At 71.0% G+C, this 22,423-nt stretch carries 18 protein-coding genes and 1 pseudogene; 10 read left to right on the forward strand and 9 right to left on the reverse strand.

The window, feature by feature from the left end; genetic code table 11:
- Positions 1–44: 44 nt before the first annotated feature.
- Positions 45–878: a siderophore-interacting protein gene (locus tag ACFXC1_RS32585; protein WP_381249422.1), complete on the reverse strand. Its 834-nt coding sequence runs from the start codon at positions 876–878 to the stop codon at positions 45–47.
- A gap of 113 nt (positions 879–991) precedes the next feature.
- Positions 992–2,041 (reverse strand): ABC transporter substrate-binding protein, encoded by a 1,050-nt coding sequence (locus tag ACFXC1_RS32590; protein WP_381249425.1) that lies wholly within the window; start codon positions 2,039–2,041, stop codon positions 992–994.
- Positions 2,042–2,250: 209 nt separating this feature from the next.
- Here ACFXC1_RS32590 and ACFXC1_RS32595 point away from each other — a divergent pair, with 209 nt between their 5' ends.
- Together ACFXC1_RS32595 and ACFXC1_RS32600 are read left to right on the forward strand one after the other, a co-directional pair.
- Positions 2,251–3,372: a polyprenyl synthetase family protein gene (locus ACFXC1_RS32595; protein WP_381249428.1), complete on the forward strand. Its 1,122-nt coding sequence runs from the start codon at positions 2,251–2,253 to the stop codon at positions 3,370–3,372.
- Positions 3,369–3,995 (forward strand): biliverdin-producing heme oxygenase, encoded by a 627-nt coding sequence (locus ACFXC1_RS32600; protein WP_381249431.1) that lies wholly within the window; start codon positions 3,369–3,371, stop codon positions 3,993–3,995. Before ACFXC1_RS32595 ends, ACFXC1_RS32600 begins: the two co-directional genes overlap by 4 nt.
- Before the next feature lie 6 nt (positions 3,996–4,001).
- Here the strand turns inward: ACFXC1_RS32600 and ACFXC1_RS32605 are convergent, their stop codons facing one another.
- From ACFXC1_RS32605 to ACFXC1_RS32620, 4 genes are read right to left on the reverse strand one after another with little or no spacing between them, the layout of a single operon-like run.
- The gene (locus tag ACFXC1_RS32605; protein WP_381249434.1) at positions 4,002–5,162 is read right to left on the reverse strand and encodes an acyl-CoA dehydrogenase family protein; all 1,161 of its coding nucleotides are present in this window, start codon (positions 5,160–5,162) and stop codon (positions 4,002–4,004) included.
- Positions 5,163–5,167: 5 nt separating this feature from the next.
- Positions 5,168–6,091, reverse strand: a complete 924-nt coding sequence (locus ACFXC1_RS32610; RefSeq protein ID WP_381249597.1) for a hydroxymethylglutaryl-CoA lyase — start codon at positions 6,089–6,091, stop codon at positions 5,168–5,170.
- An 8-nt stretch (positions 6,092–6,099) separates the two neighbouring features.
- The gene (locus ACFXC1_RS32615) at positions 6,100–8,013 is read right to left on the reverse strand and encodes an acetyl/propionyl/methylcrotonyl-CoA carboxylase subunit alpha (RefSeq protein ID WP_381249599.1); all 1,914 of its coding nucleotides are present in this window, start codon (positions 8,011–8,013) and stop codon (positions 6,100–6,102) included.
- A gap of 23 nt (positions 8,014–8,036) precedes the next feature.
- The gene (locus tag ACFXC1_RS32620) at positions 8,037–9,653 is read right to left on the reverse strand and encodes a carboxyl transferase domain-containing protein (RefSeq protein WP_381249437.1); all 1,617 of its coding nucleotides are present in this window, start codon (positions 9,651–9,653) and stop codon (positions 8,037–8,039) included.
- Between the two features lie 106 nt (positions 9,654–9,759).
- Here ACFXC1_RS32620 and ACFXC1_RS32625 point away from each other — a divergent pair, with 106 nt between their 5' ends.
- From ACFXC1_RS32625 to ACFXC1_RS32640, 4 genes are all read left to right on the forward strand, one after another.
- Complete coding sequence (locus ACFXC1_RS32625; RefSeq protein WP_381249440.1) at positions 9,760–10,362, forward strand: SACE_7040 family transcriptional regulator; 603 nt, start codon at positions 9,760–9,762, stop codon at positions 10,360–10,362.
- A 761-nt stretch (positions 10,363–11,123) separates the two neighbouring features.
- Entirely contained in the window at positions 11,124–12,281 is a 1,158-nt protein-coding gene (locus ACFXC1_RS32630; protein ID WP_093627016.1) for an acyl-CoA dehydrogenase family protein, read from the forward strand.
- A 35-nt stretch (positions 12,282–12,316) separates the two neighbouring features.
- Positions 12,317–13,189, forward strand: a complete 873-nt coding sequence (locus tag ACFXC1_RS32635; RefSeq protein ID WP_381249443.1) for an acyl-CoA thioesterase — start codon at positions 12,317–12,319, stop codon at positions 13,187–13,189.
- 5 nt (positions 13,190–13,194) lie between these two features.
- Entirely contained in the window at positions 13,195–14,166 is a 972-nt protein-coding gene (locus tag ACFXC1_RS32640; protein WP_381249446.1) for a cation diffusion facilitator family transporter, read from the forward strand.
- 64 nt (positions 14,167–14,230) lie between these two features.
- Here the strand turns inward: ACFXC1_RS32640 and ACFXC1_RS32645 are convergent, their stop codons facing one another.
- Together ACFXC1_RS32645 and ACFXC1_RS32650 are read right to left on the reverse strand one after the other, a co-directional pair.
- Entirely contained in the window at positions 14,231–15,019 is a 789-nt protein-coding gene (locus ACFXC1_RS32645; RefSeq protein WP_381249449.1) for a phosphatase, read from the reverse strand.
- Positions 15,020–15,098: 79 nt separating this feature from the next.
- A complete protein-coding gene (locus ACFXC1_RS32650) occupies positions 15,099–16,664 on the reverse strand; it encodes a PucR family transcriptional regulator (RefSeq protein ID WP_381249451.1) in 1,566 nt (521 codons plus the stop codon).
- 125 nt (positions 16,665–16,789) lie between these two features.
- Between ACFXC1_RS32650 and ACFXC1_RS32655 the strand changes: the two genes are divergently transcribed.
- The 3 genes from ACFXC1_RS32655 to ACFXC1_RS32665 all read left to right on the forward strand — a co-directional run bounded on the left by ACFXC1_RS32655 (position 16,790) and on the right by ACFXC1_RS32665 (position 20,972).
- The gene (locus ACFXC1_RS32655) at positions 16,790–18,259 is read left to right on the forward strand and encodes a sodium:solute symporter family protein (RefSeq protein WP_381249453.1); all 1,470 of its coding nucleotides are present in this window, start codon (positions 16,790–16,792) and stop codon (positions 18,257–18,259) included.
- 62 nt (positions 18,260–18,321) lie between these two features.
- Positions 18,322–19,290 (forward strand): agmatinase, encoded by a 969-nt coding sequence (speB, locus tag ACFXC1_RS32660; protein WP_381249456.1) that lies wholly within the window; start codon positions 18,322–18,324, stop codon positions 19,288–19,290.
- The gene (locus tag ACFXC1_RS32665) at positions 19,287–20,972 is read left to right on the forward strand and encodes a thiamine pyrophosphate-binding protein (RefSeq protein WP_381249459.1); all 1,686 of its coding nucleotides are present in this window, start codon (positions 19,287–19,289) and stop codon (positions 20,970–20,972) included. The genes speB and ACFXC1_RS32665 overlap by 4 nt, the downstream gene beginning before the upstream one ends.
- A gap of 45 nt (positions 20,973–21,017) precedes the next feature.
- Here ACFXC1_RS32665 and ACFXC1_RS32670 read toward each other — a convergent pair whose 3' ends face one another.
- Positions 21,018–21,800: a VOC family protein gene (locus ACFXC1_RS32670; RefSeq protein ID WP_381249462.1), complete on the reverse strand. Its 783-nt coding sequence runs from the start codon at positions 21,798–21,800 to the stop codon at positions 21,018–21,020.
- A gap of 171 nt (positions 21,801–21,971) precedes the next feature.
- Here ACFXC1_RS32670 and ACFXC1_RS32675 point away from each other — a divergent pair.
- Positions 21,972–22,386, forward strand: a pseudogene (locus ACFXC1_RS32675) (HXXEE domain-containing protein).
- The last annotated feature ends 37 nt before the right edge of the window (positions 22,387–22,423 follow it).

Here is a 22,423-nt window from a genome sequence, read left to right on the forward strand (position 1 = left end):
CCCACCCCTCCCGTGACTGCCGTCACTCACACACCGGCCGTCTCTCACCCCGCTTCGCGCAACTGCTCCTCGCTGAGCCCCTGCCGCCAGTACCCCACGAAGGTCACGCGCCGCCGGTCGAACCCGCGCTCACCCACGAAGTGCCGCCGCAATGCCTTCACTTGACCGGACTCGCCCGCGATCCACACGTACGGCCGCGAGGCGGAGGGGAGTTGGGCGGCACGCAGGGCGCCGAGGGCCATGGGGGACCCCTCGGAACCCTGGTTCTCCCGCACCAGCCAGGTGACTTCGGCGTCGGAAGCGGTCACCAGGTCCTGTACGTCACCGGCATGTTGGACCTCCAGCCACACCCGCGCACGCGTGCCCGCGGGCAGCGCTTCGAGAATGGCTGACACGGCAGGCACAGCGGTCTCGTCACCCCAGACGACCACGAGATCGGTGTCCTCCGGCGGCCGGAACCGAATCGCCCGGTTGTCCGCGACGGCCGGCCCGAGCACCACGACCCGGTCCCCGGTGGAGGCATGGGAGGCCCACAGGGAGGCGGGCCCGGCGGGTTCGTGGAGGACGAAGTCGATGTCGATCTCGTCGGGGTCGCGGCGCAGCGCACGAAGCGTGTACGAGCGCATCACCGCCCGTACGTCGTCGGGCAGTTCGCGCCAGGCCTGCCACCACCCGTCACCGAGTTCGTAGGGAACGGCGGGCTCCGGCCGGCCGGGCTGCGGCAGGAAGAGCGACAGGGACTGATCACACCCGTCGGAAGAGAAATGCGCCAGGTCGTCCCCGGCAAAGGTGACGCGGACAAGAGACGGCCCCAGCCGCTCCGTCCGCACGACCTGGAGAGAAAAGAAGCGGAAGGGGGCGGCTACGGCCGTAGTCATGGAGGGGGGCTCCTCTGGAGGGGCGTCAGGTGTCCTGCCTGAGGGGCGCGGGGAACTGCGCGACCAGCCACAACCGGCCCGCGGCTCCCCACGAAAGCGAAACCACCCCTGAATCAGCTGACCTTCTTCGCGTTCTCGATCGCCTCGGCCAGATCCTCAAGCAACGGCGCACACTTGGCGTACGACAGAATCGGCTCAGGGTTCCGCGCGATGACTTGCCCGGCCTTCACAGCCGGCAGCTTCTTCCACGTGCCCTCGGTGATGTCCGCGGGCTGAATCGCCGACGTCCGGTTGTCCATCATGATGATGTCCGCCCCGTACTTGTCGACGTTCTCCCAACTGAGGTTCTCGTACCAGCCACCGCTCGCCTTGAGCGCAGCCGCCGACGGCTCGACGAAGTTCACGCCGAGAGCCTTGTAGTACTCCAGGTCGACGGAGAGGTTGGACCCGGAGACGTAGAAGATGTCCTGGCTCGCGGACCCCGCGAGAACCTTGATGTCCGGCTTGGCCTTGGCCGCCGCGCGCAGCCGTGCGGCGGCGTCCTCGAAGCGCTTCTTGGCCGCGGTGATCGTAGAGGAAGTGGTGTCCGCGCCAAGGGACTTGGCGAGTTCCAGCATGCGGGCGAGCGGCGTCGGCAGCTGGACGTCGTACACGGAGATGCCGACGGTCGGGGCGCCCACGGCGAGGATCTTCTTCTTCGACTCCTCCGGGACGTACCAGAGCGTGCCGGCCGCGTCGAACATCGTGGTGAGGAGAACGTCGGGGGAGAGGGCCGCGTACTTCTCGATGTTGAACTGGCCCCACTCGTTGCCGATGACCGTGACCTTGCTGATGTCGAGGTCACCGGCCTGCACGTCGGCCTTGCCGTCCTTCAGCTTCGTCGGGCCGAAGACGCCCTTGGATTCGATGCCGTAGTCGTGCAGCGCGGCGGCGACACCGATGAAGGAGACGATGTTCGCCGGGGTCCTGTCGGTCTTCGCGGTCTGGCCGCGGTCGTCCTTGAAGCTCCACGGCCCGGACTTCGCGGCCGTCGTCTGCTTGTCCGAGCCACCGCTTTTCGCGTCGTCGTCGCCGCAGGCCGCGAGCACGGCGCCGAGGCCGAGGGCGCCGCCCGCGGCGAGGATGCCGCGGCGGGAGAGGTGGGTGGCACGGGCGTTGGACATGTGTGGCTGCTTTCGAACAGGGCGGAGCACCCGCCGGACAATTCGAAGGTAGGTTAGCCTAACCTCACTGAGTGTCCAGTGGGCGGGGTGGCCGCCGCCCACGCCCCGCCCACTTTGGCTTTCAACCTCCTTGTCCCATCGGTCCGTTGTGATCACGCTCGTCCTAGCGAGCTCTGCGCACCGGCGTTCGGCGACCCCCGGAGGTGGAAGTGGCTGCCACGGTGGAAGCGACGGATGTGGACGCGGTGGTGCGGAGCGACGCGGCACTGCTGGAGGACGACCTCGCCGAGTTCCTCGGCTCGCTGACCGCCCCGGCGCGGGCAGCCGCCTCCGTCTACGACACGGCGCTACGGCGCTCCCTGTACGAACCGGTCGCCGACGCCGTCGGCTCCAAGACCGGCCAGCAGGCGCTGCCACCCACCGCCGCCACACCCGGCGGCCGGGCTCCGCTGCGCCCCTCGATGGTCTACTGGGCCTATCGCAACTACCGAGGATTTCCCGGTGAGTTGGCCGCCGGGTACGACACGGCCGCCGAGCTGGCCGTCGTCCGCCGCACGGCGGTTGCCGTAAGGATTCTGCTGAAGGCCGCCGTCGCCCTCGACGACATCCAGGACGGCAGCGACGTCCGCTACGGCGAACCCGCCCTCCACGCCACCCACGGCACACCCCTCGCCCTCAACGCCGGCGCCTGGCTGATCATGTCCGCGCTGCGGCACGCGGCCCACCCGGCCGTCGTGGACAGCCTGGTGCGCTCGGTCGGCGACGGCTTCACCGGGCAGGCCGTCGACATGTCCTCGCGTACGGCGCTCACCCGCGCCGAGCTGCTGGCCGCGCCGCGCGCCGTCCGGGTCGGCTTCTGGGAGCAGACGGCCGCGCTCAAGACCGGCACCCTGTTCCGGATGCCGCTCGACGCGGCGGTCGCGGGACTGCGGGTGGTCGAGGACGACCGGCTCGCCCTGGACGGCGCGATGCGTCAACTCGGCCTCGCCAGCCAGCTGTTCAACGACCTGACCGACTTCGTGCCGGAACTCGGCGGCGCCAACACCCACGAGGACTTCGACGGCCTCGGCAACCGGGTCCTCCTGGAACTCCTCGACGGCGCACCGCCGGAAGCGGAATCCAAACGGCACGTTCTCGGTCACCCCCAGCTGGAGCGGACGCTGCTCGCGCTCGCCGAGGAGGCCGTGGCCCTGAAGCGCGCCGCGAAGGACACCGTCCACGGGGTGTGCCGCTCCCAGCGCAGCGCCGCCTACTTCGACGTGACGATCGAACGCAAGGGCCACCTCATCGACCGTCTGCTCGCGACGGTCCGGCAGCGGAGCGGCTTATGACGGACAGGGCGACCCATCGGCTGAGGAACGGCACCCGCACCTGGCACGAGGCCCTGGAGACCGCGGAGTTCGCCACCGCGATGCTCTCCGGAACCCTCCCGCTCGACCGTTACGTCGGCCAACTCGCCGCCTACCGCGTGGTGTTGGAGCCGCTGGAAACCGAACTGGCCCGCGCCACCAGCCCGTTCGTGGCCTCGGTGTGGTCGCCGGACCTGGCCAAGGTCCCGCTCCTCGAATGCGACCTCCGCCACTTCGCCACCCTGGGCGCGACCCCCGAACCCTGCCCGGCCGCCATGGAGTTCGCCGACGAGATCCGGAACTCCGGCGCCACCGAACTCCTCGGCTTCCTCTACGTGTTGGAGGGCTCCACCCTCGGCGCCCGCTTCCTGCTCCGGTACGTCACCGAGGCGTACCGGCTCACGGACGGGCGCGGCACGTCGTACTACGGCAGCGGCGACCGCGCCCGCTGGGCTGCCCTCACCGAGCGCCTCGACCGCGCGCTCGGTGAACCCGCCGTACAGGACAGGGTGTTGGCCGCCGCCGAGCGGGCCTACCGGCATGTGGCCCTGATCTCGGCGGAGTTGTCGGTGGGCCTGGGCAGCCCGGCCCCCGAGCCGGTCTGAAGGCTCTCAGCCCGTGAGGCCCAACTCGCGGGCGATCAGCATCCGTTGGACCTCGCTGGTGCCCTCGCCGATCTCCAGGATCTTGGAGTCGCGCCACATGCGGGCCACCGGGTACTCGTTCATGAAGCCGTAGCCGCCGTGCACCTGGGTGGCGTCGCGGGCGTTGTCGACGGCGATGGTGGAGGAGTACAGCTTGGCGAGGGCCGCCTCCTTCTTGAAGGGCTCGCCGGCGACCAGGCGGGAGGCCGCGTCGCGCCAGGCGAGGCGGGCGGTGTGGGCCTTCATCTCCATGTCGGCGATCTTGAACTGGATGGCCTGGTTGGCGCCGATCGGCCGCCCGAACGCGTGCCGTTCCTTGGCGTACTTCACCGACTCGTCGACACAGCCCTGCGCGAGGCCGGTGGCGAGTGCCGCGATGGCGATCCGGCCCTCGTCGAGGATGCGCAGGAACTGGGCGTAGCCGCGGCCCTGTTCACCGAGGAGGTTCGCCGCCGGGACCCGGACGTCCGCGAAGGACAGCTCGCGGGTGTCCGAGGCGTTCCAGCCGACCTTCGAGTACGGCGCCGCGACCGTGAAACCGGGTGTCCCGGACGGCACGATGATCGCCGAGATCAGCGGCTTGCCGTCGGGCTTGCGGCCGGTGACCGCGGTGACCGTCACCAGACCCGTGATGTCCGTACCGGAGTTGGTGATGAAGCACTTGGAACCGTTGATCACCCATTCGTCGGTGTCCGGGTCCAGGCGGGCGGTCGTCCGGGTCGCGCCCGCGTCGGAGCCGCCGTCCGGCTCGGTCAGCCCGAAGGCGCCGAGGATCTCGCCGGAGCAGAGCCGGGGCAGCCACTCGGCCTTCTGCGCGTCGGTGCCGAAGAGATGGATCGGCATCGCGCCGAGCGAGACGCCCGCCTCCAGGGTGATCGCGACCGACGAGTCGACCCGGGCCAGCTCCTCCAGGACCAGGCCCAGCGCCAGATAGTCGCCGCCCATCCCGCCGTGCTCCTCGGGGAACGGCAGCCCGAACAGGCCCATGCGGCCCATCTCACGGACGATCTCGTACGGGAACTCGTGCCGCTCGTAGAAGTCGCCGATCTTCGGCGCCACCACGTCGTGCGCGAACTCCTCCACCGTACGGCGGAGTTCTTCCAGCTCGGGGGAGAGACGGTGGTCCATGGCGGTCACTGGTCCTTGTGGGAGAGGGCGCGGACGGTGCGGGACGGGCTGGGTCGGCCCAGTTGTTCGGCCATCCACACGCTGGTGGCGGTGAGACGGTCGAGGTCGACTCCGGAGTCGATGCCGAGACCCTGGAGCATCCACACCAGGTCCTCGGTCGCGAGGTTGCCGGTGGCGGACTTGGCGAACGGGCAGCCGCCGAGGCCGCCCGCGGAGGCGTCCACGGTGGTGACGCCGTGCTGGAGGGCGGCCAGGGTGTTGGCGAGAGCCTGGCCGTAGGTGTCGTGGAAGTGCACGCCCAGCACATCGGTGGGGACGTGCTGTTCGTTGAGCGCGGCGAGAAGTTCCAGAACGTGCCCGGGAGTTGCCACGCCGATCGTGTCGCCGAGGCTCAGCTCGTCGCAGCCCATGTCGACCAACGCCCGGCAGACACGCACCACTTGGGCGATGGGGACCTCGCCCTCCCAGGGGTCTCCGAAGCACATCGAGAGGTAGCCGCGCACATGGGCGCCCTCGTCCTTGGCGCGGGCCACGACCGGGGCGAACACGGCCAGCGACTCGTCCACCGTGCGGTTGAGGTTGGCCTTGGCGAAGGACTCGGTGGCACTGGCGAACACGGCGACGCGGTTCGCGTCCAGGGCCAGGGCCCGGTCCAGACCACGGCCGTTCGGCACCAGGACGGGCAGGTGTACGCCCTTCAGGTCGCGCACGAGCGGGAACAGCTGCTCGGCGTCGGCCAGTTGGGGCACCCACTTGGGGTGGACGAAGCTGGTGGCCTCGATGGTGGTCAGGCCCGCGTCGGCCAGTCGCCGGATGAACTCGGCCTTGACCTCGGTGGGCACGGTCGACTTCTCGTTCTGGAGTCCGTCACGGGCCCCGACCTCGTGGATGCGCACCCGCGCGGGCAGGTCGGGGGCCGGTACGACCATCGGGAGTGTCACTGGTCCTCCTCCGCAGGTGTGACGACCGCCAGCACCTGGTCCATGGCGACCGTCGCGCCGGGGGTCACATCGAGTTCGGTGACGATGCCGGCGTGCGGCGCGGAGACGACGTGCTCCATCTTCATCGCCTCGACCACCAACAGGCTCTGTCCTGCGGTCACTTGATCCCCGACGGCGACCTTCACCACGGTCACCGTCCCCGGCATCGGCGCGGTCAGCGAACCGGCACCGGAGCGGTCGGCCCCGCTGAGCGAGGCGGCCACCGGATCGTGGTCCCGCACCTGCCAGGCGTCCCCGTCCCGGCCCAGCCAGTCACCGGCCCGCCGGAAGGTGTGCCGGACCCCGTCGAGGGTGACGGCGACCTGGTCCTCGGTGACGGTGTGGCTCCCGCGCGGGACGTACTCCACGGGCTCGGTCACCCGCAGCTGGAAGCCGACCGACTTCGGAGCACCGCCCAGCCGCCAGCCGCTCGGCACCGAGAACGGATCCGTCCAGCCCCCGCCCTCCGGCCGCAGCGCCTCCAGCCGTACGGCGGCCGCCGCCTCGTAGACCTCCTCGGGGACCTCGTCCGAAATGAGGGAGTCCGCCTCGCGCTCGACGAGCCCGGTGTCCAACTCGCCCGCCACGACGGCCGGATGGGCCAGCAGCCGCCGTAGGAAACCGGCGTTGGTCGGCACGCCCAGCGTGACCGTGTCCGCGAGGGCGGCCCGGAGTTTCCGGAGCGCGGTCGCGCGGTCGGGGCCGTAGGCGATGACCTTGGAGAGCATCGGGTCGTAGAGGCTGCCGACCTCGGTGCCTTCGGAGAGCCCGGAGTCGGTGCGGATGCCGTCGCCCTGCGGTTCGTGCAGCTTCAACACCGTGCCGCCGGAGGGCAGGAACCCGCGCGCGGGGTCTTCCGCGCAGATCCGAGCCTCGATGGCATGCCCCGTGAGGGTGATGTCCTCCTGGCCGAAGGGCAGCCGCTCACCCGCCGCCACGCGCAACTGCCACTCCACCAGATCGAGCCCGGTGACCAACTCCGTTACGGGGTGCTCCACTTGGAGGCGGGTGTTCATCTCCATGAAGTAGTACGACGACGGGTCGTTCCCCGGGACGATGAACTCCACTGTGCCCGCGCCCGCGTACCCGCACGAGCGGGCCGCCTGGACCGCCGCCTCGCCCATCGCCGCGCGCGTGGCCTCGTCCAGGAGCACGCTCGGGGCCTCCTCGATGACCTTCTGGTGCCGGCGCTGGAGGGAGCACTCGCGTTCGCCGAGGTGGACGACGTTGCCGTGGCCGTCGGCCAGGACCTGGATCTCGATGTGGCGGGGGCGGTCCACCCAGCGCTCGACCAGGAGGGTGTCGTCGCCGAAGGAGGCGCGGGCCTCGCGGCGGGCGGCGGCGATCTCGTCGTCCAGGAGGGTGAGGTCGCGGACCAGGCGCATGCCCTTGCCGCCACCGCCGGCCGACGGCTTGAGGAGGACGGGCGCGCCCAACTCGTGTGCCGCTTTGGCGAGTTCGGGGTCACGGCCGCCGGGGACGACCGGGACACCGGCCGCCTCCACCGTCTCCTTGGCGCGGATTTTGTCCCCCATGAGGGCGATCGCGTCCGCCGGAGGACCGATGAAGACCAGCCCGGCGTCGGCGCACGCGCGCGCGAAGGCCGCGTTCTCGGCGAGGAAGCCGTAGCCCGGGTGCACGGCTTGCGCGCCGGTACGGGCGGCAGCCTCCAGCAGCCGTTCCGCGGACAGATAGCTTTCCGCCGCCGGGGCGGGACCGATCCGTACCGCCGTGTCGGCCTCCCGGACGTGCCGGGCGTCCGCGTCGGCGTCGGAGAAGACGGCCACCGAGCGCACACCGAGCGAGCGCAGGGTGCGGATCACGCGGACCGCGATCTCGCCCCGGTTGGCCACCAGGACCGTCTCGAACATGTCGACCATCTCGGGCACCCTCATCACATCCGGAAGACGCCGAACTGGGGGTCTCCCAGCGGCGCGTTGGCACAGGCGGTCAGGGCGAGGCCGAGGACCTGGCGGGTCTCCAGCGGGTCGATGACCCCGTCGTCCCAGAGGCGGGCGGTCGCGTAGTAGGCGTTGCCCTGACGCTCGTACTGCTGCCGGATCGGGTCCTTGAAGGCGTCCTCGTCCTCGGCGGGCCACTCCTCGCCGCGCGCCTCCAACTGGTCCCGCTTCACGGTCGCGAGGACCGACGCGGCCTGCTCGCCGCCCATCACGGAGATCTTGGCGCCGGGCCACATCCACAGGAAGCGCGGCGAGTACGCCCGGCCGCACATCGAGTAGTTGCCCGCGCCGTACGAGCCGCCGACCACGACCGTCAGCTTCGGCACGCGCGCGCAGGCGACGGCGGTGACCATCTTGGCGCCGTTCTTGGCGATGCCGCCCGCCTCGTAGGCCTTGCCGACCATGAATCCGGAGATGTTCTGGAGGAACACGAGCGGGATGCCGCGCTGGTCGCACAGCTCGATGAAGTGGGCGCCCTTCTGGGCGGATTCGGAGAACAGGATGCCGTTGTTGGCGACGATGCCCACCGGGTGGCCGTGGATGCGCGCGAAGCCGGTGACCAGGGTCTGCCCGAACTCGGCCTTGAACTCGGAGAAGCGCGAACCGTCGACCACGCGCGCGATGATCTCCCGTGCGTCGTAGGGGGTACGGGAGTCGACCGGGACCGCGCCGTAGATCCCGTAGGGGTCGACCTTCGGCTCCACCGCCTCGGTGACCTCCCAGGGCAGCGGCCCGCGCGCGGGGAGCGTGGCGGCGATGTTCCGGACGATCCGCAGGGCGTGCGCGTCGTCCTCCGCGAGGTGGTCGGTGACACCCGACACGCGCGCGTGGACATCGCCGCCGCCCAGCTCCTCGGCGGTGACGACCTCACCGGTGGCGGCCTTCACCAGGGGAGGCCCACCGAGGAAGATGGTCCCCTGATTCCGGACGATGACGGCCTCGTCGCTCATGGCCGGCACATAGGCGCCCCCGGCGGTACAGGACCCCAGCACGGCGGCGATCTGCGGAATCCCCGCCCCCGACATCCGGGCCTGGTTGAAGAAGATCCGCCCGAAGTGCTCGCGGTCCGGGAACACCTCGTCCTGCATGGGCAGGAAGGCACCCCCGGAGTCGACGAGATAGATGCACGGAAGCCGATTCTCCAGGGCGATCTCCTGGGCGCGCAGATGCTTCTTCACGGTCATCGGGTAGTACGTCCCGCCCTTGACCGTGGCGTCGTTGGCGACGATCACGCACTCGCGCCCGCTCACCCGCCCGATCCCGGCGATGACACCGGCGGCCGGGGCGGCCCCGTCGTACATCCCGTCGGCGGCCAGTGGCGCCAGCTCCAGGAAGGGCGAACCGGGGTCGAGGAGTGTGTCCACGCGGTCGCGGGGAAGCAGCTTGCCGCGCGCGGTGTGCCGTTCCCGGGCCCGCTCACCCCCGCCGAGCCGGGCCGCGGCCAGCTTCGTGCGCAACTCCTCGCCCAACGCGCGGTGCGCCGCCTCGTTGGCCCGCCACGCCTCCGACGCGGGATCGGCCGCGCTCGTCAGCTCCGGTGCCTCTTGCATTCCGTGGGTCCCCTCGCACAGCGATCGGCCGCTCTCGGCTGTTAATGAGCGTTAACCATCTCCTTCAGGTTAACGACCGCTAACCTCTCTGTCTAGAATTGCTTTCATGACCACGAGAACCGACGCCCCCACCCGCCGCGAGCAGATCCTCAAGGAGGCCGCGCGGCTCTTCGCCGAGCGGGGATTCCACGGCGTCGGCGTGGACGAGATAGGCGCCGCGGTCGGCATCAGCGGCCCCGGCCTCTACCGCCACTTCCCCGGCAAGGACGCGATGCTCGCGGAACTCCTGGTAGGCATCAGCGGCCAACTGCTGACAGGCGCGAAGCGCCGACTTGCGGAGGCGGAAGGCGTCACCTCCGCAGAGCCCCTCCTCGACTCCCTCATTGAGGGCCACATCGACTTCGCCCTCGACGACCGCCCCCTGATCACCCTCCACGACCGCGAACTGGACCGCCTCCGCGAGACCGACCGCAAGCTGGTACGTCAGCTCCAGCGCCAGTACGTCGAACTGTGGGTGGAGGTCGTACGGGACGTGTACCCGGACCTGACCGAACCCAGCGCACGATCGGCGGTCCACTCGGTCTTCGGCCTCCTCAACTCGACCCCACACCTGGGCCGCCCGGGCTCGCTGCCCGGGCGCGGGACGACGGCGGAGCTGCTGCACCGGATGGCCCGGGGGGCGCTCGGGGCGGCGGCTTCGACGGGCTGACGAGGGCGGATCCGGGCCGGGACCGGTCGCCGCAAACCGAAGGCCACCGGACGAGAAACGCAAGCCGCAAGCCGCGAGCCGCAAGCCGAAGGCTGGAGGCTGGAGGCGCGAAGCCACGAACTGGCAGCCGGGGGCCGCAGGCGCGAAGCCTAAAACCGTCAGCCAAGGGCCGAGGGCCGGAGACCGGAAGCCCATCGGGCAAAGGCCGGGGCGCAAGCCGCGGACCGGGTGCGGTCGGCGGACGCAGGCGAGGCCGGCGACGCGGGCCCGGACGAGCCGCCCCCCGGGGTCCGGGGCGGAGCCCCGTGTCGGGGCCTCTCGGCCTGCCGAGCCGAGCGGGTGGGCGGGGCGGCGTGATGGGTGCCGTTGGTGGTTGAGTCCCGGGGGCTGTGGCCGACGGCCGTGGCGTCGTCGGGGTCCGGGGTGGAGCCCCGTGTCGGGGCCGCTGGGTCTGCCGGGCCGAGCGGGTGGGTGGGGCGGCGTGATGGGTGCCGTTGGTGGTTGAGTTCTGGGGGGCTGTGGCCGACGGCCGTGGCGTCGTCGGGGTCCGGGGTGGAGCCCCGTGTCGGGGCCTCTCGGCCTGCCGAGTCGGGCGTGTGGGTGGGCGAAGGCGGCGTGACGAGCGTTACGTGCCCGTTCCACTGGACGCCCCTGTCTACCGGCCGGTACGCTCGATGCTGAGCAAGCGCTTAGCCATCGATGGCGAGCAACCACATCCGCGAGAGCGGCGCCGGTTCAGGCGCAAAGGAAGGGTGGCGGCGGTGCGCCGTACTGTGTTCAACGAGGACCACGAGGCGTTCCGGGAGACCCTGCGGGCCTTCATCGAGGCCGAGGTCGTCCCCGTCTACGACGAGTGGTTCGCCGCCGGCCAGGCGCCGCGCGAGTTCTACTACAAGCTCGCCGAGCTCGGCGTCTTCGGCATCCGCGTGGACGAGGAGTACGGCGGCGCGGGCATCGACTCGTACAAGTTCGAGGCCGTCCTCTACGAGGAGACCGCGCGCGCGGGTGTCTCCTTCGGCGGCTCCGGTGTGCACGTGCTGCTCGGCCTGCCCTACATCAAGCTGCTCGCCAACGAGGAGCAGAAGAAGAAGTACCTCCCGAAGTTCGTCTCCGGCGAGGAGATGTGGGCCATCGCGATGACCGAGCCGGGCACCGGTTCCGACCTCGCGGGCATGAAGACCACCGCCAAGCTCTCCGAGGACGGCACGCACTACGTCCTCAACGGCGCCAAGACCTTCATCACCGGCGGTGTGCACGCCGACCGCATGATCGTCTGCGCCCGCACCTCCCCGTCCACCAAGGAGGACCGCCGCCACGGCATCTCCCTCTTCGTGGTGGACACCAAGGCCGAGGGCTACTCGGTCGGCCGCAAGCTCGACAAGCTCGGCCTGAAGACCTCCGACACCGCCGAGCTGGCGTTCGTCGACGTCAAGGTGCCCGTCGAGGACCTCCTCGGCGAGGAGAACAAGGGCTTCTACTACCTCGGCCACAACCTCGCCTCCGAGCGCTGGGGCATCGCCTTCGGCGCCTACGCACAGGCGAAGGCCGCCGTCCGGTTCGCGAAGCAGTACGTCCAGGACCGCGTGGTCTTCGGCCAGCCCGTCGCCGCGTTCCAGAACACCAAGTTCGAACTGGCCGCCTGCCAGGCCGAGGTGGACGCCGCCGAGGCCGTCGTCGACCGCGCGACCGAGGCCCTGGACGCCGGTGAGCTGACCCCCGCCGAGGCGGCCAGCGCCAAGCTGTTCACCACCGAGGTCGCGCACCGCGTGATCGACCGCTGCCTCCAGCTGCACGGCGGCTACGGCTTCATGAACGAGTACCCGATCGCCCGCCTGTACGCGGACAACCGCGTCAACCGCATCTACGGCGGCACCAGCGAGATCATGAAGACGATCATCGCCAAGGACATGGGTCTGTAAGGTCCCGGCAATTACTGCCCGGTACAACTAACACCATGAACCAGGCACTACAGGATCTCCTCGATCTGCTCGACCTCGAGCAGATCGAGGAGAACATCTTCCGCGGCGAGTCCCGCTCCGCCGTCGTCCCCCGCGTCTTCGGGGGCCAGGTGGCGGCCCAGGCCCTGGTCGCCGCCGGACGGACGGTCCCCGCCGACCGGTACGCGCACTCCCTGCACGCGTACTTCCTGCGCATGGGCGACCCGGGCGCGCCCATCGTCTACACCGTCGAGCGGATCCGCGACGGCCGTTCCTTCACCACCCGCCGCGTGCTCGCCGTCCAGCACGGCCGGCCGATCTTCGCGCTGTCGGCGTCCTTCCAGGCGTACGAGGAAGGCCTCGACCACCAGACCCCCATGCCGACCGCCCCCGACCCGGAGACGGTTCCCACCGGCCAGGAACGGCTGCTCGGCTACGACCACCTCGACCGGGGGATCGTTGAACGATTCCTGGAGGCCCGCGAGGCGATCGACCTCCGGTACGTCGACGACCCGCCGTACGGCCGCTTCGGCGAGCCGCGCGAACCGCACTCCCAGGTCTGGTTCCGCACCAACGGCAAGCTGGTGGACGACCCGCTCCTCCACGTGGTCCTCGCGACCTACGTCTCCGACATGACACTCCTCGACTCGATCCTCCTCGCACACGGCCGCGGCGGCTGGGCCGTAGGGGACGTCGTAGGGGCGTCGCTCGACCACGCGATGTGGTTCCACCGGCCGTTCCGCGCGGACGAGTGGCTGCTCTACGACCAGGAGTCGCCGTCGGCGTACGGCGGGCGCGGGCTCGGGCAGGCCCGGATCTACACGCAGGACGGGCGGCTGGCCGTTTCCGTCATCCAGGAGGGTGTCGTCCGGGTTCCTCGGGAACACTGAGGACCATGGCAGAAGCAGAGGAAACCGAGGGCGGCGGCGAGTCCACCCTCACGGTGATCGTCGCGGCCGTCGCCAACCTGGGGATCGCGCTGGCCAAGGCGGTCGCGGGCGTCATCAGCGGCTCCAGCGCGATGCTCTCCGAGGCCGCGCACTCCGTCGCCGACACGGTCACCGAACTCCTCCTCCTCACCGCCCTCAAACGCAGCGAGAAACCCGCAGACGAGGAACACCCCCTCGGCTACGGCCCCGAGCGCTACATCTGGGCGATGCTCGCCGCCGTCGCCACCTTCGTCGGCGGCGCCGTCTTCTCGATCTACGACGGCATCCACACCCTGGTCGCCGGCGAGGACCTCGGCGACCCGCTCATCTCCTACATCGTGCTCGGCGTCGCCTTCCTCCTGGAGGGCTACTCCCTGCGGACGGGCGTACGCCAGGCGCGCGGCGAGGCGGCCCGCTTCGACGCCTCCTTCAAGCGCTACCTCCGCTACACCCCCGACACCGCGGTGAAGGCCGTAGTACTGGAGGACTCCGCCGCCCTGGTCGGCCTGGTCCTCGCGGCCGGCGGTCTGCTCGGCGGACAGCTCACCGGCTCCGGCGTCTGGGACGGCCTCGCGTCCCTCTGCATCGGCCTCCTGCTGCTCTACGTCGCCTGGGTGCTGGGCCGCTCCAACGCGGAACTCCTCATCGGCCGCCCCCTGCCCAAGCCCATGCGGGACCGCATCCGCGAGGAACTGCTCGGGGTCGAACACATCGAAGCCGTACTGGAGTTGACGACCCTTGTGCAGGGCCCGCGCGAGGCGCTGGTCGCCGCGAAGATCGACTTCCGGGACAAGTCGAGTGCCGCGCAGATCGAGTGGGCCTGCGAACAGGCCGAACAGCGGCTGCGGGAGGCGTTCCCGTCGGTGAACCGGGTCTACCTGGACCCGACACCGGGATACGCGCAGCGCCGGGCGGAGGGGCTCAACCCGTGGCCGTGAACCCCTGGCCGTGAACTCATGGCCATGAACTCCTGGCCATGACAAGGGAGTTGGCCACTGCCCCTCAGCTCAGTTCAGCCTCCGCCAGCAGATACGCCGTCAGCGGGTCGTAGTACCTGGGGCTGACCACATGGTCGTCGAGCGGGACGGCCACCTGGAGGGTGCCCTCGGACTCGGCGAGGAAGAGCGCCGGGTCGTTGCAGTCCGCGTAGCCGACGGAGTCGACGCCGTGCCGGCCCGCGTAGCCCGCCCAGCCGTGGTCGGCGACGACCAGGTCGGGCAGCGGGCGGCCCTCGCGCTCCATGGCGGTCAGGATCGCCTTCATCGGCTCACCGGAGTGCGTGTGCCAGAGCGTGGCGCCGTGTTCCAGGACGGCCACGTCCGCGAACTGCATGACGTACCCCTCCTCCGTCTGCAGCCCCTCCGGGATCACCACGATCTCGCAGCCGGCCGTGCGCAGCGCGGCGGCCGTGGAGTGGTGCACCTCGAGCAGGCCGCCCGGGTGGCCGGTGGCGAAGAGGACCCGCTGCTGCCCGTCGGCCGCCTTGCGCAGCCGCGCGGCGAGCCGGTCGAGCGCCGCGACCGTCAGCTCCGGGTCGATGGTGTCCTGGCCGTAGCGGTACTCGGGATCGTCGTTCACCCCCACCCGCTCCGCCATCACCGCGAGCACGTCCTGCTCGTCGGACCACCGGTCGCCGAGCTCCAGGCCGAACCAGTAGTGGCGGTCGCCGTTGGCCAGCTTGCGGTAGTGGGAGAGGTTGTTCTCGCGGGGGGTGGCTACGTCGCCCGCGATACGCGTCTTCACAAGGTGATCGACGAGCTCGGCGCGGCTTGGGGTCCCGGGTATCGGCATGGTCCCCATTGTGGAGCAGCGGGCTGTGCCGGTGCCCGGCGTCCCGCACGCTGGGATGTGGATCACTCGCCCCGCCCGCTCACAGCTGACGCAGGCCGAACCACAGCTCCATCCGTACGTCCGGATCGTCCAGATCCGCGTCCAGCAGCGCCGCGCACCGGGCGATCCGCTGCCGCACGGTGTTGCGGTGCACGGCGAGCGCGACCGCCGTACGGTCCCAACTCCCGTGCAGGGAGAGCCAGGTGCGCAGGGTCTCGGTGAGCGCGGGGTTCGCGGCGAGCGGGGCGAGGAGGGCGCGGGCGTGTGCCTCGGCTTCCCCGTGGGGCACCAGTTCGGCGAGGCCGGGGCGGCCGGCGGCGCCGTGCCGGACCAGCGGGGCGCGGGTGGCACGGGCCCGGGCCAGGGCACGGGCCGCCTGGGTGTCGGCGGCGGACCAGTCCTGGGGAGCCACGGGGGTACTGACACCGAGGGTCCAGCCGGGCTGCGCGGCGGGTTCACGATCGGCGGGGACCAGTACCCGTACCACCTCCGGCGTCAGGTCGATCATCGCGGAACCGAGGGCGGCCCCCAGCGCGGACGCGGCCACCGGGTCCGAAACAGGGGTGTCGGGCGCCGCGTGCACGACGGTCCACCGGTCCGCGCCGAGCAGCGGCGCCACGTCCTCCGGCGGAGCGCCCAGCAGCAGTCGTACGAGCGCCGAAGAGCGGTTCGCCCCCGTGCGGCTCTGGTGTTCACCGGTGAGGAGGGAGAGCAGTACGGCGGCGACGGAGGCGATGGTGTGGTCGCCGGGGTCGCGGTGCGGGGCGGCGACCCCCAGGACGAAACCCTGACCGGTACCCAGGGCGTAGGCCGCGAGATGGGCGCCGGGGACGGTGTCGGTGGCGGAGGTGGGGGACGTGGACGAGGGACTTCCGGCGGGACGCACGATCCGCGCCAGTCCCGCCAGCGCGTCCCGCACCTCCGCCGCCTCCCGCCCGGCCGCCGCGATCTCGGTGCCGTCGGGCCCGTACAGCACGGCCCGGCCGCCCACGCGCTGGGCGAGTTGCCGCAGCACCGAAGGGACCGGATCGGGGCGGGAGGCCGCCGCCGCCAGGCTCTGCTGGGCCTCGGTGACGCGGCGGAGTTCGGCGAGGCGGGCCTGCGCCATCAGCTGCCAGACCGCGCGGGCCACCCCGGAGAAGGTGGTGCGTGGCGGGACCTCCAGGAGCGGCAGGTCGTAGTGCTCGCAGGCCGCGACCAGGGCCCTCGGCACGGTGTCGTGGACCGGCGCGACGCCGAAGCCGAGGGCCACACCGCCCGCCTCGACGATCCGGGAGACGTAGTCGGCGAAGTACTCCCCCAGTCTCGGCTTCGCTCGACCGGGGGGACCCCCATCGGAGCCCGCCGCCTCCGGGATGTGGACGCCCGCCGTCAGCAGCAGCTCACCGCCCAGCAGATACGGATACGGGTCCGGCATCTCCGACGTGTGCGCCCAGTGGACGACGATGTCGGGGTCGGTGGGGCCCGCGATCTGCCGCAGCCCCAGGTCCTCGCGGGCGAGGAGGGCGGTGAGGGGTACGGGGGGCGTAGGGGGCGTAGGGGGCGTAGGGGGTGTCGGGGGTGTCGGGGGTGTCGTGAGGTCCGGCATGGTGGACGTTTCCTCCATCACCTCGTGCTCGAATGGATGAAACGTACACTTCGCAGCCGCTTTCCGGCCACCTAGGGTCGGTCGCGACGCAAGCCCCCCGAGACATCGGGACGACCCCGAGAGCGCGCGAAGGAGGCCCCCGTATGGCCGTCGACTACACCGTCATCGTCGTCTACCTGGCCGGCATGCTGGCCATGGGCTGGTGGGGCATGCGCCGCGCCAGGTCCAAGAGCGACTTCCTGGTCGCGGGCCGCCGGCTGGGCCCGGTCATGTACTCCGGCACCATGGCCGCCATCGTCCTCGGCGGCGCGTCCACCATCGGCGGCGTGGGCCTCGGCTACCAGTACGGGTTGTCAGGGGCGTGGATGGTCTTCACCATCGGCCTCGGCCTGCTCGCCCTCTCCGTCTTCTTCTCCGCCCGCATCGCCCGCCTGAAGGTGTACACCGTCTCCGAGATGCTCGATCTCAGGTACGGGGGCCGCGCGGGAGTGATCTCCGGCGTGGTCATGTGGGCCTACACCCTGATGCTCGCGGTCACCTCGACCATCGCCTACGCCACGATCTTCGACGTCCTCTTCGACATGAACCGCACGGTCGCGATCGTCCTCGGCGGCTCGATCGTCGTCGCGTACTCGACGCTCGGCGGCATGTGGTCCATCACCCTCACCGACATGGTGCAGTTCGTGGTGAAGACGATCGGCGTGCTCCTGCTCCTGCTCCCCATCGCGGTCGTCAAGGCGGGCGGCTTCGGCGAGATGAAGGCGAAGCTGCCCACCGGCTACTTCGACCCGCTGGGCATCGGCGGCGAGACGATCTTCACCTACGTCCTGATCTACACGTTCGGCATGCTCATCGGCCAGGACATCTGGCAGCGCGTGTTCACGGCGGGCAGTGACAGGACGGCCAAGTGGGGTGGCACGGTCGCCGGCACCTACTGTCTCGGCTACGCCCTCGCCGGTGCCGTCATCGGCACGGCGGCCAAGGTCCTCTACCCCAACCTCGGCAGCGCGGACGACGCCTTCGCGACCATCGTCAAGGACGAACTCCCGGTCGGCGTACGGGGGTTGGTGCTCGCGGCCGCCCTCGCCGCCGTGATGTCGACATCCTCCGGCGCGCTGATCGCCTGCGCCACGGTCGCCAACAACGACATCTGGTCGAAGCTGCGCGGAGCCGTCCGGCGGGACGCCGGGGAGGAGCAGCACGACGAGGTGCGGGGCAACCGTGCCTTCATCCTCGTCATGGGCGTAGCGGTGATCGTCACGGCGATCGCGCTGAACAACGTCGTCGAGGCGCTGACGGTGGCGTACAACCTCCTCGTCGGCGGCCTTCTCGTCCCGATCCTCGGCGGCCTGCTGTGGAAGCGCGGCACCGCGCAGGGCGCGCTCGCCTCCGTCGCCGTCGGCGGCCTCGCGGTCGTCGGCCTGATGGCGACCTACGGCATCCTCGCCAACGAGCCTGTCTACTACGGCCTGTTGTCGTCCCTCGTCGCCTACGTCACCGTGTCACTCGCGACGCCGGCGACCGACGCGGCGGTACTGGCCGCGTGGCGGGAGCGGCTCGCGGGGCGCGGCGCCCCCGAACTGGCGTCCGAACCGGTCGCCGCCCACCAGTAGAGTCGTAGCAGACGCACAAAGAAGCCCATACGCGACGAAGCGTAGGAAAGAAGGCAGTCCCCATGACCAGCAACGAGACGCCCCGCGGCCCCGTCGACTCCTCGCGCACCCCGCGCTACGCCGGGCCCGCGACCTACGCCCGGCTGCCGCGGCTGGACGAGGTCGGCAGCGCGGATGTCGCCGTGGTCGGGGTGCCGTTCGACGCCGGTGTCTCCTACCGGCCGGGCGCGCGCTTCGGCGGCAACGCGATCCGCGAGGCGTCCCGGCTGCTGCGGCCGTACAACCCGGCGCAGGACGCGTCCCCGTTCGCGCTGGCGCAGGTCGCGGACGCCGGTGACATCGCGGCGAACCCGTTCAACATCAACGAGGCCGTCGAGACGATCGAGGAGGCCGCGGACCAACTCCTGGACACCGGCGCCCGGTTGATGACCCTGGGCGGCGACCACACCATCGCGCTGCCGCTGCTCCGGTCGGTCGCGAAGAAGCACGGCCCGGTGGCCCTGCTGCACTTCGACGCCCATCTCGACACCTGGGACACGTACTTCGGCGCCGAGTACACGCACGGGACGCCGTTCCGCAGGGCAGTTGAGGAGGGCATCCTCGACACCGAGGCGCTCTCGCACGTCGGCATCCGCGGTCCGCTCTACGGCAAGCAGGACCTCAAGGACGACGAGAAGATGGGCTTCGGCATCGTCACGTCCGCCGACGTCTACCGCCGGGGCGCCGACGAGGTCGCCGACCAGCTCCGCCGGCGCATCGGGGACCGCCCCCTCTACATCTCCATCGACATCGACTGCCTCGACCCGGCCCACGCGCCCGGCACCGGCACGCCCGAGGCCGGCGGCCTGACCTCCCGCGAACTTCTGGAGATCCTGCGCGGCCTGTCATCCTGCAACCTGGTGTCGGCGGACGTCGTCGAGGTGGCACCGGCGTACGACCACGCCGAGATCACGTCGGTGGCCGCGTCGCACACCGCGTACGACCTGATCACCATCATGTCCCGTCAGATTGCAGAGGCCCGTTCGAAGTGACCCACGACCACGACCTGGAACTCCGCCCCACGGCCGCGCAGATCACCGCCGCGCTGAACCCGCCCCCCGGGCGCAACGGCGGCGACCTGGTCGTGGAGACCCTGGCCGGGCTCGGCGCGACGACCGTCTTCGGCCTGCCCGGCCAGCACGCCCTCGGCATGTTCGACGCGCTGCGCCGCTCCGACCTCCGCTACATCGGCCTGCGGGTGGAGAACAACGCAGGGTTCGCGGCGGACGCGTACGGCCGCATCACGGGCGAGGCGGCGCCGCTGCTGCTGTCCACGGGCCCGGGTGCGCTGACGTCACTGGCCGCGCTCCAGGAGGCACGCGCGGCCTCGGCCCCCGTCCTGGCGATCAGCAGCCAGATCCCGACGGCGGGCCTGGGCGGCGGCAGGCACGGCTATCTGCACGAACTCCCGGACCAGTCGGCCTCGTTCAGGGGTGTGGTGAAGTCGCTCCACACGGTCCGTACGCAGTCACAGATCCCGTCCGCGATCGCGGAGGCGTGGAAGTCGGCGCTCACGGCCCCGCACGGCCCGGTGTGGGTGGAGATCCCGCAGGACGTGCTGCTGGCCGAGACCCTGGTGCCGGTGGTGACGGCGGTGGACGCGACCCCGGAGGACCTGGTCCCGCGCCCCGAACTGACCGCCGTAGCAGCCGACTTGCTGTCGAAGGCTTCCCGTCCGGCGATCATCGCGGGCGGGGGAGTCGTACGGGCGGACGCGTCGAAGAAGCTGCGGCAGCTGGCGGAGAAGCTCCAGGCGCCGGTGGTCACGACCCCCGGCGGCAAGGGCGCGTTCCCGTGGACGCATCCGCTGTCGCTCCAGTCCTGGCTGGAGGACCGTCACACGACGGACTTCCTGGAGGACGCGGACGTACTGCTGGTGGTGGGCTCGGGTCTGGGCGAACTGTCGTCGAACTACCACACGTTCGGGCCGCGCGGCCGGGTGATCCAGATCGAGGCGGACCTCGGCAAACTGGAGGCGAACCACCCGGCGTTGGGCATCCACGCGGACGCGTGGCACGCGGTGCAGGCGCTGTTGGAGACGGTGACGGAGCGGACGGACGCGGGCGCGGCGGGGCGGGTGTCCGAGTTGCTGGGCCGCGTCCGGGAGCGTATCGACGCTCAGGAACTGACCCTGGAACAGGGCGTGTTGGATTCGGTGCGCAAGGCCCTGCCCGCCGACTCCCCGTCCTTCTGGGACATGACGATCCTCGCCTACTGGGCCTGGTCCGCGTTCGACGCGAAGGGCCCCAACCACCTCCACTCCGCCCAGGGCGCGGGCGGCCTCGGCTACGGCTTCCCTGCGGCGCTGGGCGCGGCGGCGGCGGACCCGACGCGGCCGGTGCTGGCGGTGTCGGGTGACGGGGGCGCGCTGTACTCGATCGCGGAACTGGCGACGGCGCGACAGTACGACCTGAACGTCACGTGGCTCATCGTCGACGACGGCGGCTACGGGATTCTGCGGGAGTACATGACGGACGCCTTCGGCGAGGCGACGGCGACGGAACTGACCCGGCCGGATTACGTGGCGCTGGCGGAGTCGTTCGGGGTGCCGGGTGTGCGTACGTCGCCGGAGGCGCTGGAGTCGGACCTGGCGAAGGCGTTGGGGGAACCGGGGCCATCCGTGGTCGTACTCCCGGCTGTGTTGCGGATGTTCGCGGCTACGCATTTGGGGTGAGGGGGGGCCGGCGGCCGTCTTCGCCGGCCCCTCCCACGTTCTCGGTCACATCCGCGGGTCCGGCTTCAGCAGGGCGAAGGCCGCGCCGAAGGGGTCCGCGAGCCAGGCGATGCGGCCGACCTCCGGTACGTCCGCCGCCGGCATCAGTACCGAACCGCCGTTGGAGCGGGCCGAGTCGATCGTGGCGTCGACGTCCGCCGAGTGGAAGTACGGTACCCAGCGCGGCTGTTCGCCCTCGCCCGCGTTGAGCGGTGCGACCCCGCCGAAGGAAGCGTCCTGCTGGTCGCCGGCGCTGGTGCTCAGTACCCGGTACGTCATGCCGGGGGCCGGCATGTCCTGGCTGCGCCAGCCGAACAGGCCCTGGTAGAAGGCGATGTCGGCCTCCGGGTCGGTGGCGTGCAGTTCCGCCCAGAGCAGGGTGTTCGGGGCCGAGGTGAGCTCCAGGCCCGCCGTCCTGCCCGGCTGCCAGAGCGCGAACTGCGCGCCCTGCGGGTCGGTGGCCTGGGCCAGCATGCCCTCACCCATGACGTCCATGGGCTCCATCCGTACGGTTCCGCCGCCGGCCGTGACGGCCTGGACGGTGGCCGTGATGTCCTCGGTCTTGAAGTGGATCATCCAGGCGGACCGCGCCCCTTCCTCGGTGAGCGGTCCGAGGGCGGCGACGGTCTTGCCGTCCACCTGGAAGAAGCCGTATCCACCCGTCTCGGGCCCGGCGGAGACGAACTGCCAGCCGAAGACAGCGCCGTAGAACGCGGCGGCGGCGTCGGTGTCCGGGCTGCCGAGGTCGAGCCAGTTGGGCGATCCGGTGACGAAGTCGGTGCCGAGCATGAAGTCCTCCTGGACGGGGGTTGGGGGTGGGTCGGGTCGGGAGCCACGATGCCGTTCCGGCCGCCGCCGTCGGCGTACGAGCGCGGACGGGACCCGGGTTTCCTCCGAACGGCCGAATGTTCGCCGGTACCGGTGTCCCGCGCGCTGACAGACTTCCTGCCATGGGTGGACATGGGGTGGGCGAGGGCGCCCCTTGCCGTCGAAGTCGGTGTGACTTTCGGGCTGTTGGCGGCCTGGGCGGTACACGATCTGGAGGAGGTGGCCGCGATGCCGGGCTGGACCCGAGGGCGGGTGCCCGGGCTGCGGCGGCGGTACCCCCGCGTGCCGGAACTGGTGTGGCGGCGGCTGGAGGCCACGGACGGGCGGGAGTTCGCCACAGCCGTCGCCGTCCGCGGATACACGCCCGAGGTGGTCACCTCGCCGCTGGTGGCCGTCCCATTCACGCTGTGGGCCCGGGGGCGGTTGCGGCGGGCTGGTGTCGTGCGTCCCACGGGACCGCGTGATGTGACACGGGGTTGCGGTGCTTGCCGGGGTGGCCACGGTCGGGGCGCATGCGGTGGCGCGGCGGCTGCTGCGCCGGAGGTGATCAGGAAACGGTTGAACTCCCCCTGAAATAATAGGAG

It is taken from the genome of Streptomyces hokutonensis, from assembly GCF_042751305.1.
Taxonomy (GTDB): Bacteria; Actinomycetota; Actinomycetes; order Streptomycetales; family Streptomycetaceae; genus Streptomyces; species Streptomyces hokutonensis_A.

Bases quoted from the DNA above. Each gene is read 5' to 3' on its own strand.
- ACFXC1_RS32640 (WP_381249446.1), top strand. From the start codon at position 13,195: ATGGCAGAAGCAGAGGAAACCGAGGGCGGCGGCGAGTCCACCCTCACG.
- ACFXC1_RS32605 (WP_381249434.1), bottom strand. From the start codon at position 5,162: ATGGACCACCGTCTCTCCCCCGAGCTGGAAGAACTCCGCCGTACGGTG.
- ACFXC1_RS32625 (WP_381249440.1), top strand. From the start codon at position 9,760: ATGACCACGAGAACCGACGCCCCCACCCGCCGCGAGCAGATCCTCAAG.
- ACFXC1_RS32655 (WP_381249453.1), top strand. From the start codon at position 16,790: ATGGCCGTCGACTACACCGTCATCGTCGTCTACCTGGCCGGCATGCTG.
- speB (WP_381249456.1), top strand. From the start codon at position 18,322: ATGACCAGCAACGAGACGCCCCGCGGCCCCGTCGACTCCTCGCGCACC.
- ACFXC1_RS32650 (WP_381249451.1), bottom strand. From the start codon at position 16,664: ATGGAGGAAACGTCCACCATGCCGGACCTCACGACACCCCCGACACCC.
- ACFXC1_RS32620 (WP_381249437.1), bottom strand. From the start codon at position 9,653: ATGCAAGAGGCACCGGAGCTGACGAGCGCGGCCGATCCCGCGTCGGAG.
- ACFXC1_RS32670 (WP_381249462.1), bottom strand. From the start codon at position 21,800: ATGCTCGGCACCGACTTCGTCACCGGATCGCCCAACTGGCTCGACCTC.
- ACFXC1_RS32610 (WP_381249597.1), bottom strand. From the start codon at position 6,091: ATGGTCGTACCGGCCCCCGACCTGCCCGCGCGGGTGCGCATCCACGAG.
- ACFXC1_RS32590 (WP_381249425.1), bottom strand. From the start codon at position 2,041: ATGTCCAACGCCCGTGCCACCCACCTCTCCCGCCGCGGCATCCTCGCC.
- ACFXC1_RS32615 (WP_381249599.1), bottom strand. From the start codon at position 8,013: ATGTTCGAGACGGTCCTGGTGGCCAACCGGGGCGAGATCGCGGTCCGC.
- ACFXC1_RS32600 (WP_381249431.1), top strand. From the start codon at position 3,369: ATGACGGACAGGGCGACCCATCGGCTGAGGAACGGCACCCGCACCTGG.
- ACFXC1_RS32635 (WP_381249443.1), top strand. From the start codon at position 12,317: ATGAACCAGGCACTACAGGATCTCCTCGATCTGCTCGACCTCGAGCAG.
- ACFXC1_RS32585 (WP_381249422.1), bottom strand. From the start codon at position 878: ATGACTACGGCCGTAGCCGCCCCCTTCCGCTTCTTTTCTCTCCAGGTC.
- ACFXC1_RS32645 (WP_381249449.1), bottom strand. From the start codon at position 15,019: ATGCCGATACCCGGGACCCCAAGCCGCGCCGAGCTCGTCGATCACCTT.